General features: G+C 69.4%; 12 protein-coding genes. 9 read left to right on the top strand and 3 right to left on the bottom strand.

The features are described 5' to 3' along the window. Positions 1–138 precede the first annotated feature (138 nt). Together QF030_RS14495 and aceE are read right to left on the bottom strand one after the other, a co-directional pair. Positions 139–936: a potassium channel family protein gene (locus tag QF030_RS14495; RefSeq protein WP_307163083.1), complete on the bottom strand. Its 798-nt coding sequence runs from the start codon at positions 934–936 to the stop codon at positions 139–141. A gap of 69 nt (positions 937–1,005) precedes the next feature. Then, complete coding sequence (gene aceE / locus QF030_RS14490) at positions 1,006–3,753, bottom strand: pyruvate dehydrogenase (acetyl-transferring), homodimeric type (protein WP_307163082.1); 2,748 nt, start codon at positions 3,751–3,753, stop codon at positions 1,006–1,008. Positions 3,754–4,157: 404 nt separating this feature from the next. Here aceE and QF030_RS14485 point away from each other — a divergent pair, with 404 nt between their 5' ends. The 6 genes from QF030_RS14485 to QF030_RS14460 all read left to right on the top strand — a co-directional run bounded on the left by QF030_RS14485 (position 4,158) and on the right by QF030_RS14460 (position 8,646). Then, positions 4,158–4,595 (top strand): DUF3052 domain-containing protein, encoded by a 438-nt coding sequence (locus QF030_RS14485; protein ID WP_020126915.1) that lies wholly within the window; start codon positions 4,158–4,160, stop codon positions 4,593–4,595. A gap of 147 nt (positions 4,596–4,742) precedes the next feature. Beyond that, positions 4,743–5,201 carry a peroxiredoxin gene (locus QF030_RS14480; protein WP_307163081.1) on the top strand — a complete coding sequence of 153 codons (459 nt, stop codon included), beginning with the start codon at positions 4,743–4,745 and terminating at the stop codon, positions 5,199–5,201. Between the two features lie 112 nt (positions 5,202–5,313). Beyond that, complete coding sequence (locus QF030_RS14475; protein ID WP_062649187.1) at positions 5,314–5,889, top strand: TerD family protein; 576 nt, start codon at positions 5,314–5,316, stop codon at positions 5,887–5,889. Positions 5,890–6,009: 120 nt separating this feature from the next. Continuing rightward, positions 6,010–6,585 (top strand): TerD family protein, encoded by a 576-nt coding sequence (locus QF030_RS14470; protein WP_307163080.1) that lies wholly within the window; start codon positions 6,010–6,012, stop codon positions 6,583–6,585. A gap of 73 nt (positions 6,586–6,658) precedes the next feature. Continuing rightward, positions 6,659–7,807: a DUF475 domain-containing protein gene (locus tag QF030_RS14465; RefSeq protein ID WP_307163079.1), complete on the top strand. Its 1,149-nt coding sequence runs from the start codon at positions 6,659–6,661 to the stop codon at positions 7,805–7,807. 101 nt (positions 7,808–7,908) lie between these two features. Further along, on the top strand, positions 7,909–8,646 hold the full coding sequence (locus tag QF030_RS14460) for a TerD family protein (protein ID WP_307163078.1): 738 nt from the start codon (positions 7,909–7,911) through the stop codon (positions 8,644–8,646). Between the two features lie 83 nt (positions 8,647–8,729). Here the strand turns inward: QF030_RS14460 and QF030_RS14455 are convergent, their stop codons facing one another. After that, positions 8,730–9,473, bottom strand: coding sequence for a TerD family protein (locus QF030_RS14455; protein ID WP_307163077.1), 744 nt, complete (start codon positions 9,471–9,473; stop codon positions 8,730–8,732). Between the two features lie 175 nt (positions 9,474–9,648). On the opposite strand from QF030_RS14455, the gene QF030_RS14450 reads away from it, so the two are divergent. The 3 genes from QF030_RS14450 to QF030_RS14440 are packed head-to-tail and all read left to right on the top strand — an operon-like array spanning position 9,649 to position 14,200. Next, positions 9,649–10,824, top strand: coding sequence for an HpcH/HpaI aldolase/citrate lyase family protein (locus tag QF030_RS14450; RefSeq protein ID WP_307163076.1), 1,176 nt, complete (start codon positions 9,649–9,651; stop codon positions 10,822–10,824). Between the two features lie 26 nt (positions 10,825–10,850). After that, positions 10,851–13,400, top strand: coding sequence for a phosphoribosyltransferase (locus tag QF030_RS14445; protein ID WP_307163075.1), 2,550 nt, complete (start codon positions 10,851–10,853; stop codon positions 13,398–13,400). Continuing rightward, entirely contained in the window at positions 13,400–14,200 is an 801-nt protein-coding gene (locus QF030_RS14440) for an HAD family hydrolase (protein ID WP_307163074.1), read from the top strand. The genes QF030_RS14445 and QF030_RS14440 overlap by 1 nt, the downstream gene beginning before the upstream one ends. Positions 14,201–14,211 lie beyond the last annotated feature (11 nt).

Raw genomic sequence — 14,211 nt, 5'->3', positions numbered from 1 at the left:
CTGTGCTCTCCTGCTTCGCGGGACCGCATCCGGGACGCCCCGCGCCACCCTGCGGATTCGACGGATTCGCTTCACGAACGGCCTGAAGGCCGACGCCCCGCGAGGGAATCCCGGTAGCGCAGACCGCCGCACGCCGGCCTACCGGGACGGCTGGTGGGTCGGCACGGGCGGGGACCCGTCCCGCAGCGTCCCGTCCCGCAGCGCCCCGTCCGGTCGGCCCCGCAGCGCCGCCACCTCCGCCCGCAGCGCCCGCACCTCCTGCGTCAGGGCCAGGATCGCCTCCGTCCGGGCGCGTTCCTCGACGTCGTCCTTGTCGAACCGGGCGATGAACCATGCCGCGATGTTCGCGGTCACCACACCGAGCAGCGCGATCCCGGAGAGCATCAGCCCGACGGCGATGATCCGCCCCAGTCCGGTGGTCGGCGCGTGGTCCCCGTACCCCACGGTCGTCATCGTCGTGAACGACCACCACAGTGCGTCACCCAGGGTGCGGATGTTCCCGTCCGGGGATTCCCGCTCCACCGACAGCACGGCCAGCGAGCCGAACATCAGCAGCCCGACGACCGCGCCCACGACATACGTCGTCATCCGGATCTGCGAGGCCATCCGCGCCCGCCGCCCCACCAGCAGCAGCGTCGAGACCAGCCGCAGCAGCTTGAGCTGCTGCGCCAGCGGCAGCACCACCGCGCACAGGTCCAGCCAGTGCGTGCGCACGAACCGCCACCGGTCGGACGTCAGGGCCAGCCGGACCACGTAGTCCGCCGCGAACGCCCCCCACACCACCCACTCGACCGCGGTGCAGGCGGTGGTCAGGGTGTGGTCGGCCGAGGTGTCCACGATCGGCACGGCGTAGGCCACGGCGAACACCACGGCGAGGGCCAGCAACGGCCGCTGGGTCCAGAGCTCCCACCGGTTCTGCGCCGATTGTTCTTGCATGCCCGCATAGTAAAGAACGAGTAAGGGGTGGTGGAGCCGCAGCTCCGCCACCCCTTCGTGCGCCCCGTGCTACGCGTCGCCTCCGGCCGCCCCCGGGTCCGCCGCCGACACGTCCAGCAGCTGGTACCGGTCGATGGCCTGCTTCAGCAGCGACCGGTCGACCTTGCCCTCCTTCGCCAGCTCGGTCAGCACCCCCACGACGATCGACTGGGCGTCGATGTGGAAGAACCGGCGAGCCGCGCCCCGGGTGTCCGCGAATCCGAACCCGTCCGCGCCCAGCGACTGGTACGTGCCCGGCACCCAGCGCGCGATCTGGTCGGGCACCGACCGCATCCAGTCCGAGACGGCCACGAACGGCCCCTCGGCCCCGGTCAGCTTCCGCGTCACGTACGGCACCCGCTGCTCCTCCTCCGGGTGCAGCAGGTTGTGCCGCTCGACCTCGACGGCCTCGCGCCGCAGCTCGTTCCAGGAGGTCGCCGACCACACGTCGGCCTTGACGTTCCAGTCCTCGGCGAGGATCTTCTGCGCCTCGACCGCCCAGGGGACGGCCACCCCGGACGCGAGGATCTGCGCCGGGATCGACCCCGAGGTGCCCTCGCTGAAGCGGTACACGCCCTTGAGGATGCCCTCGACGTCCACGTCCGCAGGCTCGGCCGGGTGCCGGATCGGCTCGTTGTAGACGGTCAGGTAGTAGAAGACGTCCTCACCGTGCGGGTGCTCGGCGGAACTGCCGTACATCCTGCGCAGACCGTCCCGCACGATGTGCGCGATCTCGAAGCCGAACGCGGGGTCGTAGGCGACGCAGCCCGGGTTCGTCGAGGCGAGCAGCTGGGAATGGCCGTCCGCGTGCTGGAGGCCCTCACCGGTCAGGGTCGTACGCCCGGCGGTCGCACCCAGTACGAAGCCGCGCGCCAGCTGGTCCGACATCTGCCAGAACTGGTCGCCGGTGCGCTGGAAACCGAACATCGAGTAGAAGACGTAGACCGGGATCAGCGGCTCGCCGTGGGTGGCGTACGCCGAGCCCGCCGCGATCAGGGACGCCGTGCAGCCGGCCTCCGAGATGCCGTCGTGCAGCATCTGCCCGGTCGGCGACTCCTTGTAGGCGAGCAGCAGGTCTCGGTCCACCGACTCGTACTGCTGGCCGAGCGGGTTGTAGATCTTCGCACTCGGGAAGAAGGAGTCCATGCCGAAGGTGCGGTACTCGTCCGGCGCGATCAGCACGAAGCGCTTGCCGAGCTCCTTGTCCCGCATGAGGTCCTTGAGGAGCCGCACAAAGGCCATGGTCGTGGCGATGGACTGCTGACCCGAGCCCTTCTTCACACTCGCGTACGCATTGTCGTCCGGCAGCGCGAGCGGCTTCGAGCGCACGACACGGGTCGGCACGTACCCGCCGAGACCCTTGCGGCGGTCGTGCATGTACTGGATCTCCTCCGAGTTCCGACCGGGGTGGAAGTACGGCGGGAGGCCGCCCTCCAGCTCCTTGTCGGAGATCGGCAGGTGCAGCCGGTCACGGAAGCCCTTGAGGTCGGCAACCGTCAGCTTCTTCATCTGGTGGGTGGCGTTGCGGCCCTCGAAGTTCGGCCCCAGCGTCCAGCCCTTGACCGTCTTGGCGAGGATGACCGTCGGCTGGCCGGTGTGCTCCACGGCCGCCTTGAACGCCGCGTAGATCTTCCGGTGGTCGTGACCGCCGCGGCCCAGGTGCAGGATCTGGTCGTCGGTCATGCCCTCGACCATCGCGCGCAGCCGCTGGTCGTCCCCGAAGAAGTGGTCGCGGATGTAGGCGCCGGATTCGGTGGCGTAGGTCTGGTACTGGCCGTCCGGGGTCGTGTTCATCCGGTTGACCAGGGTGCCGTCGCGGTCCTGGGCGAGCAGCGGGTCCCAGGAGCGGTCCCAGATCAGCTTGATCACGTTCCAGCCGGCGCCCCGGAAGACCGACTCCAGCTCCTGGATGACCTTGCCGTTGCCGCGCACCGGGCCGTCGAGGCGCTGGAGGTTGCAGTTGACGACGAAGGTCAGGTTGTCGAGGCCCTCACGTGCGGCGATGGTCAGCTGGCCGAGCGACTCCGGCTCGTCCATCTCGCCGTCGCCGAGGAACGCCCACACATGCGACTTCGAGGTGTCGGCGATCCCGCGCGCGTGCATGTAGCGGTTCATCCGGGCCTGGTAGATCGCGCCGATCGGGCCGAGACCCATCGACACGGTCGGGAACTCCCAGAAGTCCGGCATCAGACGCGGGTGCGGGTACGAGGACAGCCCGTGCGGCGCCTTCGACTTCTCCTGGCGGAACGCGTCGAGGTTCTGCTCGCTCAACCGGTCGAGCAGGTACGCGCGCGCGTAGATGCCCGGGGAGGCGTGGCCCTGGAAGAAGACCTGGTCACCGCCGTCGCCCTCGTCCTTGCCGCGGAAGAAGTGGTTGAAGCCGACGTCGTAGAGCGACGCGGAGGAGGCGAAGGTCGCGATGTGACCGCCCACCCCGATGCCCGGCCGCTGGGCCCTGGACACCATCACGGCCGCGTTCCAGCGGGTCGCGTTGAGGATCCGGCGCTCGATCTCCTCGTTGCCCGGGAAGAACGGCTCGGCCCTGGTGGGGATGGTGTTGACGTAGTCCGTGCTGCGCATCTCGGGCACGGCCACGCGCTTCTCGCGAGCCCGTTCGATCAGCCGGAGCATCAGATAGCGGGCCCGCTCCCGGCCGCGCTCGTCGATCGCGGCGTCGAGGGAGTCGAGCCACTCCTGGGTTTCCTCGGGGTCGAAGTCAGGAACCTGACTCGGAAGGCCGCCAATGATGATCGGGTTGCGATCGGATCCGGAAGCCACGCTGTTCCTTACCTGTCAGAGGGCTGTGTGGGACGGTGTTTCTCGTTCGCGCCTCGCGGGTGGGCCGCGGGGCGTCTCGCTGCGCATCCAGTGCCTGCACCGCCCCCATCGTGTACCTAGGGGCCGCAAACGTCATCTCTACCCCGAGGTAACCGGCACTCGTTCGAATCTCGTACCCTTGGATGGTTCTCAAATACGCAAACAGGGCAGATAGGTGTGGTGTACGTCACTGTCCGTCCGCATCGTGTGCCTGGAGTTGCGTCGACACGGCCAGGATCGTCACCGTTTCGGCGGTCCGAACCGCCGGGTACTTGCGCGATCCGTCCCGCCCGTGTGGACTACGGCCAATGCTTCGCGCACGCGCGTGGCTGAGTTATTCCCGAATCATGATCAGGAGGCAACCCGTGAGCGCGACCGCGGACCACGCGGAGGAGCGGACCAGCCCTGCCGTCAGGCTGGGTTTCCAGCCCGAGCAGGTGGTCCAGGAGATCGGCTACGACGACGACGTCGACCAGGAGCTCCGCGAGTCCATTGAGGAAGTCATCGGCAGCGATCTGGTGGACGAGGACTACGACGACGTCGCCGACGCCGTGGTGCTCTGGTTCCGCGACGATGACGGAGACCTGACGGATGCGCTGGTGGACGCCACCACGTACATCGAAGAAGGCGGGTCGATCCTCCTCCTGACGCCGAAGACCGGCCGTACGGGATACGTGGAGCCGAGCGACATCTCCGAAGCCTCGACGACTGCGGGTCTGTCGGCCAGCAAGAGCGTCAGCGTCGGCAAGGACTGGAGTGGCAGCCGGCTGGTGACGCCCAAGGCCGCGAAGTCCAAGAAGTGACGTCCAGGGAGTGACGTCCATAAGTGCCGTGAAGTGATGTGACGCCGGACGGGCCGGGCCTTCGTGCTCGGCCCGTCCGGCGGTCTTCGGCGCTCGCTGCGTAGGGTGGACTCACCCAGACAGCCCCACCGAAGGGACATCCAGGCGATGGCTATCCAGGTCGGCGACAAGGCCCCCGACTTCGAGCTCAAGGACAACCACGGCCGGGCCGTGAAGCTCTCCGACTTCCGCGGGAGCAAGAACGTCGTCCTGCTCTTCTATCCCTTCGCCTTCACCGGCGTGTGCACCGGCGAGCTGTGCGAGGTGCGCGACAACCTGCCCAGGTTCACCGACCGGGACACCCAGGTGCTCGCCGTCTCCAACGACTCCATCCACACCCTGCGCGTCTTCGCCGAGCAGGAGGGCCTGGAGTACCCGCTGCTCAGCGACTTCTGGCCGCACGGCGAGGTCAGCCGCGCCTACGGCGTCTTCGCCGAGGACAAGGGCTGCGCGGTGCGCGGCACCTTCGTCATCGACAAGGAGGGCCTGGTGCGCTGGAGCGTGCGCAACGCGCTGCCGGACGCCCGTGACCTCGGCGAGTACGTCGCCGCGCTCGACACCCTGTGATTCTTCGGCTCCAGGGCCTGCGTGGGGCGGGAACCCGTTACTAGGATCGACTCGTTGATCCGATATCCGACGCACCAGGGGCTCCCCGCCCCAGGACACCAATGGAGGACTTGTGGGAGTCAGCCTCAGCAAGGGCGGCAACGTATCGCTGACCAAGGAGGCCCCGGGCCTGACCGCGGTCATCGTCGGTCTGGGGTGGGACGTCCGCACCACGACCGGCACCGACTTCGACCTGGACGCCAGCGCGCTGCTGGTGAACAGCGCCGGCAAGGTCGCCAGTGACGCGAACTTCGTCTTCTTCAACAACCTCAAGAGCCCCGACGGCTCGGTCGAGCACACCGGTGACAACACCACCGGCGAGGGCGAGGGCGACGACGAGGCGATCAAGGTCAACCTCGCCGGAGTCCCGGCCGACGTCGACAAGATCGTCTTCCCGGTGTCGATCTACGACGCGGAGAACCGGCAGCAGTCCTTCGGTCAGGTCCGCAACGCGTTCATCCGCGTCGTGAACCAGGCCGGCGGCGCCGAGATCGCCCGCTACGACCTCAGCGAGGACGCGTCGACGGAGACCGCGATGGTCTTCGGCGAGCTGTACCGGCACGGCGCGGAGTGGAAGTTCCGGGCCATCGGTCAGGGCTACGCGTCGGGTCTGCGCGGTATCGCGCAGGACTTCGGCGTCAACGTCTGAGTCGTCCGCAGGGCCCGAAGGGCCGACCGTCCGGCGCCGCACCGTTTACGGGCGGCGCCGGACGTGCAGGACAACCGAAGAGGAAGCACCTGAGCACCACCTAGGGGAGGACCAGCAATCATGGGCGTCACGCTCGCCAAGGGAGGCAATGTCTCCCTGTCCAAGGCCGCGCCGAACCTCACTCAGGTGATGATCGGACTCGGCTGGGACGCGCGCTCCACCACCGGAGCCCCCTTCGACCTCGACGCCAGCGCGCTGCTGTGCAACAGCGGGCGGGTGATGGGGGACGAGTGGTTCGTCTTCTACAACCAGCTCAAGAGCCCGGACGGCTCGGTGGAGCACACCGGCGACAACCTCACCGGTGAGGGCGAAGGCGACGACGAGTCACTGCTGGTGGACCTCTCCAAGGTGCCACCCCAGTGCGACAAGATCGTCTTCCCGGTCTCCATCCACATGGCCGACGAGCGGGGTCAGACCTTCGGCCAGGTCGCCAACGCGTTCATCCGGGTGGTGAACCAGGCCGACGGGCAGGAACTCGCCCGTTACGACCTGAGCGAGGACGCCGGCACGGAGACCGCGATGATCTTCGGTGAGCTCTATCGATACCAGGGGGAATGGAAGTTCCGGGCCGTGGGACAGGGGTACGCGTCGGGACTGCGAGGCATCGCTCTAGACTTCGGAGTCAACGTTTCGTAAAGCCGAGTACGGCGCGGGGGAAACCCTCCCCGAGCTTCGCTTGGGGGGACCCCCAGACACGATTGGGTAGCCAGTGCTTCTGAAAACCTTCGGCTGGTCGTTCGCGGTCACCGCGCTCGGCCTGGTCGCAGCGGTCCTCTACGGGGGGTGGGAGGCCTTCGGCATCGTGGCGATCCTCTCCATCCTCGAGATCTCGCTGTCCTTCGACAACGCGGTGGTCAACGCCGGGATCCTGAAGAAGATGAGTGCCTTCTGGCAGAAAATCTTCCTCACGGTGGGTGTCCTCATCGCCGTCTTCGGCATGCGGTTGGTCTTCCCCGTCGTGATCGTCGCCATCAGCGCCAAGATCGGCCCGATCGACGCCGTCGATCTCGCGCTCAACGACAAGGACCAGTACCAGCAGCTGGTCACCGACGCCCACCCGTCGATCGCCGCCTTCGGTGGCATGTTCCTGCTGATGATCTTCCTGGACTTCATCTTCGAGGACCGTGACATCCAGTGGCTGCGCTGGATCGAGCGGCCCCTGGCCAAGCTCGGCAAGGTCGACATGCTGTCGGTCTGCATCGCGCTGATCGTCCTGTTGATCACCTCCTTCACCTTCGCGGCCCACGCCCACCAGCACGGCGGGGCGCACGCCGACAAGGCGGAGACGGTGCTGATCTCCGGCATCGCCGGTCTGATCACGTACATGGTCGTCGGCGGGCTCTCCGGCTACTTCGAGGACAAGCTCGAGGAAGAGGAGGAACGCGAGCACGAGGAGGAGGAAGAGGCCGCGCGCACCGGCAAGAAGCGTTCGCCGGTCGTCCTGGCGGGTCAGGCCGCGTTCTTCATGTTCCTCTACCTCGAGGTCCTCGACGCGTCCTTCTCCTTCGACGGTGTGATCGGCGCCTTCGCCATCACCAACGACATCGTGCTGATGGCGCTGGGCCTGGGCATCGGCGCCATGTACGTCCGTTCGCTGACCGTGTACCTGGTCCGCCAGGGCACCCTCGACGACTACGTCTACCTCGAGCACGGCGCCCACTACGCGATCGGCGCCCTCGCCGTGATCCTCATGGTCACCATCCAGTACCAGATCAACGAGGTCATCACCGGCCTCGTCGGCGTGGTCCTGATCGGGTGGTCCTTCCTGTCCTCCGTACGCCGCAACCGCGCATTGGCGGCGGCCGAGGGAAAAGCCCAGGGCTCGGACGAGAAGACTGAGGTCTCGTCCGGGGTGTGATCTCCCGGGGAGCGAGGAACGCTCTGAGCGGGGCGGTCGGTCGAGGACGAGTCCTCCACCGGCCGCCCCGCCGGTTTTCATCAGTGGACGTGGGGGCGGGAATGGGTATCTTCGACGGGCTCCTGGGCAGCCGGGCGGCCGACTTCGACTCGGGCAACGCGGCCACCAACGCGATCGAACTGACCAAGCGGCATCACCAGGTCTCCCTGACCAAGCAGGGCGCCGCGACCGGCAACCTGCGCGTCAACCTGACCTGGCGGATGCGGACGTCCGACATCGGCGGACCGCAGCGGGAGAGCCTGCTGCGGCACCCCTTCAAGGCGCTGCGGCCGCCGGAGGTCGTCGGACACAGCCAGAGCATGGTGAACGTCGACCTCGACCTCGGCTGCCTGTACGAGCTGGCCGACGGGACGAAGGGGGTCGTGCAGCCGCTCGGCGGTCTGCTGGGGGACGTGAACGGGGCGCCCTACGTGAAGCTGAGCGGGGACGACCGGTTCGGGTCGGCGTCCGGCGAGACGATGTACGTCAACCTCGACCACCGGGAACAGATCAAGCGGCTGCTCGTCTTCGTCTACATCTACGACCAGACGCCGGCGTTCGACCGCACGCACGCCGTCGTCACGCTGTACCCGAGCAACGGCCCGCGGATCGAGATAGGCCTCGACGAACGGCACCCGCAGGCCCGGTCCTGCGCGGTGGTGATGATCGAGAACGTCAAGGACGAGCTCATGGTGCGCCGTGAGGTGCGGTTCGTGTACGGCTTCCAGGCGGAGCTGGACCGCCTGTACGGCTGGGGGCTGCAGTGGGGCCGGGGCTACAAGACGAAGGTCGAGAAGTAGCGCCCGAGCGGCACCCGGGCTTCAGGCCCCCGAGCTTCAGGAGCCCACGTCTCTGGAGCCCGCGCCCCGGGCCGCCCGGCGGCTCACCGTCCGACGAACTGGGGGCCCTGCGGGGGGAGCCGGAAGGAGCCGTCCGGATAGCCGTAGCCGTAGGTCGGGAGACTGGCCGGGTAGCCGTACGCCGGCTGCGGCTGGGGGACGGTCGAGGTCGGCTGCTCGGGCGGCAGGGGCTGGGAGAGACTGGGCGTCGGCGGGGCCGGTTCGGGGGCCGTGGCCGACGCCTCCTCCGACTCGTCCACCGAGATGCCGAAGTCGGTGGCCAGGCCCTTGAGGCCGTCGGAGTAGCCCTCGCCCAGGGCGCGGAACTTCCAGCCCTCGCCGCGCCGGTACAGCTCGCCGCAGATCAGCGCCGTCTCCTCGCCCGTCTCGGGGCGGATGTCGAACGTGGCCAGCGGTTCACCGTCGGCTGCCGCGTCGTACAGCACGATGGTGAGGGAACGTACGCGGTCGAAGGTCACCCCGTCCGCCGAAGCGACCAGCAGGATCTGGCCGACGCCGGACTCGACACCGGACAGATCTGTCTGGATGGTGTCCGTGAGGCTCTCGGCGACGCGCTTCTTGCCGAGCCGCCACACCTTCCCGGAAGGATGCCGGGGCTGGTTGTAGAACACGAAGTCCTCGTCGGAGCGCACCCGGCCGTCGAGGCCGAGGAGCAGCGCCGAGGCGTCGACGTCCGGGACCCCCTGCCCGGGGGTCCAGCGCAGCACGGCGCGTACCGTGGTGGCGTTCAGCGGGACGTTCGACCCCTTCAGCATCGCGTGCGTCATGCGGTCATCCTGCCTTCTCGGGCCTGCTCACGACAACGCGGGGTACACGGCAAGTCTTATCCGCGAGTTACCTGAAATTCATGCCGGGTGGGAACCTCCGACACGGATCCCTACGTACTATTACCGGCCACCTCATACCGAATCCACAGACTTACTCGCACCACGGGGGAGATTCATGCGTCATTTCGGGCACCTCGCCCCTGAGGTGCGACAGCGCCTCTTCCACCGGGAACCGTGTGTCTTCGACACGGAGTCCCCGGCCAGGCTGCTCTCCGCGGCCCTGGGGGCCACCCTGTACAGCCCGGCCACCCGGCCCCGGCTGGCCGACGACGTCGTCAAACAGACCGGGCGCGGCGTGGTGTCGATGGTGCTGTGCCTGGAGGACTCCATCGGCGACGAGGACGTCGAGGCCGGCGAGGAGAACCTGGTCCGGCAGTTCGCCGACCTGGCGGGGCGCAGGGAGGCGGAGGGAGCGGAGCCGCCGCTGCTCTTCATCAGGGTGCGGACGCCCGAACAGATCCCCGACCTGGTCCGGCGGCTCGGCCCCTCCGTTGAGCTGCTGAGCGGGTTCGTCTTCCCGAAGTTCACCGAGGAGCGGGGCATCCCCTTCCTGGAGGCGCTGGCGGGCGCCGAGACGGCGAGCGGGCGGCGGCTGTTCGGCATGCCCGTCCTGGAGACGCCCCAGCTGATGTACCGCGAGTCGCGGGTGGACGCCCTGGAGGGCATCGCCCGCGCCGTCGACAAATACCGCAGCCGGGTCCTCGCGCTGCGCCTCGGCGTGACCGACTTCTGCTCCTCGTACGGGCTGCGCAGAGCGCCCGACATGACCGCCTACGACGTCCAGATCGTCGCCTCCGTGATCGCCGACGTGGTGAACATGCTGGGCCGCGCCGACGGCACCGGGTTCACGGTGACCGGTCCGGTGTGGGAGTACTTCCGGGTCCCCGAGCGCATGTTCAAGCCGATGCTGCGGCACAGCCCCTTCCTGGAGGGGCAGGCCGTGGAACTGCGCGAGAAACTGATAGAGCACGCGATGGACGGGCTGCTGCGCGAGATCTCCCTGGACCACGCCAACGGTCTGCTGGGCAAGACCTGTATCCACCCTTCGCATGTGCCGGCCGTGCACGCGCTGTCCGTCGTCAGTCACGAGGAGTACAGCGACGCGGCGGACATCCTGCGGCCGGAACGCGGCGGCGGAGGTGTGCTGCGGTCGCAGTACACGAACAAGATGAACGAGGTGAAGCCGCACCGCGCCTGGGCCGAGCGCACCATGCTCCGCGCCGAGGTCTTCGGTGTCGCGCACGAGGACGTCAGCTTCGTCGACCTGCTCGCCGCCGGTATACCCGGCTGAAGAACCACCTCACTCACAAGGGACGCATGAACAACGCAGTGAACAACGGGCACGCCGGGCTCTGGACCGGGACGTGGGTCGCCGAGCGGCTCGGTGTCGAGCTCGTGGGCGACCCGGCGCTGACGGGCCTGCTGGGGCTGGCCCTGCGCCGCAACCCCAAGCGGGCGCATCTGCTGGTCTCCAACGTCCTGGGCAAGCACGTCCCGCAGTCGCCGTCCGTGGTGCACGCCCACGGGTTCGCCCTCGGCCGCCGGGTGCGCGAGCTGCTCGGCGCCGAGGAGTCGGCCGAAGCGGTCGTCCTGGGGTACGCGGAGACCGCCACCGGCCTCGGTCACTCGGTCGCCGACGGCCTCGGCACCGCCCCCTACCTGCACTCCACCCGCCGCCCGGTCGCCGGGGTCGCACAGGCGGGCGGCTTCGAGGAGTCCCACTCGCACGCCACCTCGCACCTGCTGCTGCCGGAGGACCCGACGCTGCTGGTCGGGGACGGACCACTCGTCCTGGTCGACGACGAGTTCTCGACCGGCAACACGGTCCTGAACACCATTCGCGCTCTGCACGAGCGCTATCCGAGGCGGCGCTACGTCGTCGTCGCCCTCGTCGACATGCGCTCGCCGGCCGACGCGGGCCGCCTGGCCCACTTCGCCCGCGAGATCGGCGCCCAGGTCGACCTGGTCGCCGCCGCCTCGGGCACGGTACGCCTCCCGGAAGGGGTGCTGGAGAAAGGCCAGGAGCTGGTCGCCCGCTACGAGACTGCCGCGGCAGGCGGTCACACGTCCGTGGCGCCGTCGGGGCCGGTCTCGCGACAAGCCCCCCACGACCCGCACCCGGGAGACGACCGCACCGGGCAGACGCGGCCCCTCGGCCACATGTCCCGCGTGGACCTGAACTGGCCCCGAGGGCTGCCGGACGGCGGCCGGCACGGCTTCACCCCGAGGCACCGGGACAGGCTGGAGGCGGCCCTGCCCGCCATGACGGCCCGTCTCGCCGAGGCGATACCCGACGGCGTCGAACGCGTCCTCGTGCTCGGTTTCGAGGAGCTGATGTACGCGCCGCTCAGGCTGGCCCGTGAGCTGGAGCAGATGGTGGCCGCCGAGGTGCGCTACTCGACCACCACCCGCTCACCCGTCCTCGCGGTCGACGACCCGGGTTACGCGATACGCAGCCGTATCGTTTTCCCCGCGCACGACGACCCGGCCGACGGCCCCGGCGAGCGTTTCGCCTACAACGTCGCGGGCGGCGGCTTCGACGCCGTCGTCGCCGTCGTGGACTCGGTGGCCGACACCCGGGAGCTGCACGCCCCCGACGGTCTCCTGTCCCGGCTCGCCGCCCACACCCCGCACGTCGTCCTCGCGGTCGTGCCGTCGTACGTCCCCGAGCCGCTGTACGCAGCCGCCTTGTCGGAAGAGAGACCCGCCATGCTGCCCGAGCCCCTCCGCGGCCCCGCCTTCTCCTCGTACGCGCCCGAGGAGGTCGGCTGGCTGCTCCAGGACCTCTCGGACGTGACGCTGGAGGCGCCGACCGAGGAGCGCGAGGAGGCCATCCAGAGCGGCGGCGCGCACTACGCCGAGTCGTTGCCCGTGGAGTACCAGCCGAGCGAGCAGTACCAGGAGCTGTTCCACGCGGCGCTCGAGACGTCGGCGGCGCGCATCGCGCAGGCGGTCGGTGTCGTGACGGAGACGGTGATCGCCGAGCGGTCGCCGCGGCCTGTGCTCGTCTCGCTCGCCCGGGCCGGCACCCCCGTCGGTGTGCTGATGCGCCGCTGGGCGCAGTTCCGGTACGGGCTCGACCTCCCGCACTACGCCGTGTCGATCGTGCGCGGCCGGGGCATCGACGCCAACGCGCTGCGCTGGCTGGCCGCTCACCACGACCCGCGGGACGTCGTCTTCGTCGACGGGTGGACCGGCAAGGGCGCGATCACCCGGGAGCTGGCCGCGGCGATCGAGGAGTTCGAGGCGGGCGGCGGGGCGGCCGGCTTCGACGCGGAGATCGCGGTACTGGCCGACCCGGGCTCCTGCGTGCGGACGTACGGCACCCGCGACGACTTCCTCATCCCGTCCGCCTGCCTCAACTCGACGGTCTCGGGGCTCGTCTCGCGGACCGTGCTGCGGGCCGACCTGGTCGGGCCGGACGACTTCCACGGCGCGAAGTTCTACCGCGAACTGGCGGGCACGGACGTCTCGGTGGCCTTCCTGGACGCCGTCGCCGCCCGCTTCCCCGAGGTCGCCGACGCCGTCGGCGGCGCGGTGAAGGAGCTGCTCGCCAGTGACCGCACGCCGAGCTGGGAGGGCTGGCGGGCCGTCGAGCGCATCAGCGAGGAGTACGGCATCCACGATGTGAACCTGGTCAAGCCCGGGGTCGGCGAGACCACCCGGGTGCTGCTGCGCCGGGTGCCGTGGAAGATCCTGGCGCGGGCCGGGGCGGGCGCCGACCTCCACCACATACGCCTGCTCGCGGAGCAGCGGGGGGTGCCGGTCGAGGAGGTCGGCGACCTGCCGTACACCTGCGTGGGACTGATCCACCCGCAGTTCACCCGGGGCGCGACCGGTGCCGACGGCAAGGCGGTGACGGTCTGATGCCGGTTCTGGTGGCGAGCGATCTCGACCGTACGCTCATCTACTCGGCGGCCGCCCTGGCGCTGACCATGCCGGACGCGCGGGCGCCGCGGCTGCTGTGCGTGGAGGTGCACGAGGCGAGGCCGCTGTCGTTCATGACGGAGACGTCGGCGCAGCTGCTGACCGACCTCGGCGACCGGGCGGTGTTCGTGCCGACGACCACCCGGACGCGCAAGCAGTACCAGCGCATCAACCTGCCGGGCCCGGCGCCGAAGTACGCGATCTGCGCGAACGGCGGCCATCTGCTGGTCGACGGCGCGACCGACCAGGACTGGCACGCGAGCGTGCAGGCCAGGCTGGCCGACGAGTGCGCGCCGCTCGCGGAGGTGGAGGAGTACCTGGCGAAGACGGCGGACCCGTTCTGGCTGCGCAAGCAGCGGGTCGCCGAGGACCTGTTCGCCTACCTGGTCGTGGAGCGCGAGCTGCTGCCCGAGGAGTGGGTGAGGGACCTCGGGGCCTGGGCGGAGATCCGCGGCTGGACCGTTTCGCTCCAGGGCCGCAAGATCTACGCCGTGCCGAAGCCGCTGACCAAGAGCGCGGCCGTGCGTGAGGTGGCCCGCCGTACCGGCGCCGAGCTGACACTGGCGGCGGGCGACTCGCTGCTCGACGCCGACCTGCTGCTGGTCGCCGACCGGGGCTGGCGTCCCGGGCACGGCGAGCTGGCCGACGCCGCCTGGACGGCGCCGGCGGTCACCGCCCTGCCCGAGCGGGGGGTGCTGGCCGGGGAGCGGATCCTGCGGGAGTTCCTGAAGAATTCCTGAGAAGTCGCCGG

It is taken from the genome of Streptomyces rishiriensis (assembly GCF_030815485.1).
Classification (GTDB): Bacteria; Actinomycetota; Actinomycetes; order Streptomycetales; family Streptomycetaceae; genus Streptomyces; species Streptomyces rishiriensis_A.
The sequence above is the reverse complement of the archived record's forward strand: the minus strand, read 5'-3'. Positions and strand labels throughout refer to the sequence as shown.

What these genes read in the sequence shown, in the direction of transcription:
- QF030_RS14495 (WP_307163083.1), bottom strand. Translation starts at nt 936, where the DNA reads ATGCAAGAACAATCGGCGCAGAACCGGTGGGAGCTCTGGACCCAGCGG.
- QF030_RS14480 (WP_307163081.1), top strand. Translation starts at nt 4,743, where the DNA reads ATGGCTATCCAGGTCGGCGACAAGGCCCCCGACTTCGAGCTCAAGGAC.
- QF030_RS14470 (WP_307163080.1), top strand. Translation starts at nt 6,010, where the DNA reads ATGGGCGTCACGCTCGCCAAGGGAGGCAATGTCTCCCTGTCCAAGGCC.
- QF030_RS14460 (WP_307163078.1), top strand. Translation starts at nt 7,909, where the DNA reads ATGGGTATCTTCGACGGGCTCCTGGGCAGCCGGGCGGCCGACTTCGAC.
- QF030_RS14455 (WP_307163077.1), bottom strand. Translation starts at nt 9,473, where the DNA reads ATGACGCACGCGATGCTGAAGGGGTCGAACGTCCCGCTGAACGCCACC.
- QF030_RS14450 (WP_307163076.1), top strand. Translation starts at nt 9,649, where the DNA reads ATGCGTCATTTCGGGCACCTCGCCCCTGAGGTGCGACAGCGCCTCTTC.
- QF030_RS14445 (WP_307163075.1), top strand. Translation starts at nt 10,851, where the DNA reads ATGAACAACGCAGTGAACAACGGGCACGCCGGGCTCTGGACCGGGACG.
- QF030_RS14440 (WP_307163074.1), top strand. Translation starts at nt 13,400, where the DNA reads ATGCCGGTTCTGGTGGCGAGCGATCTCGACCGTACGCTCATCTACTCG.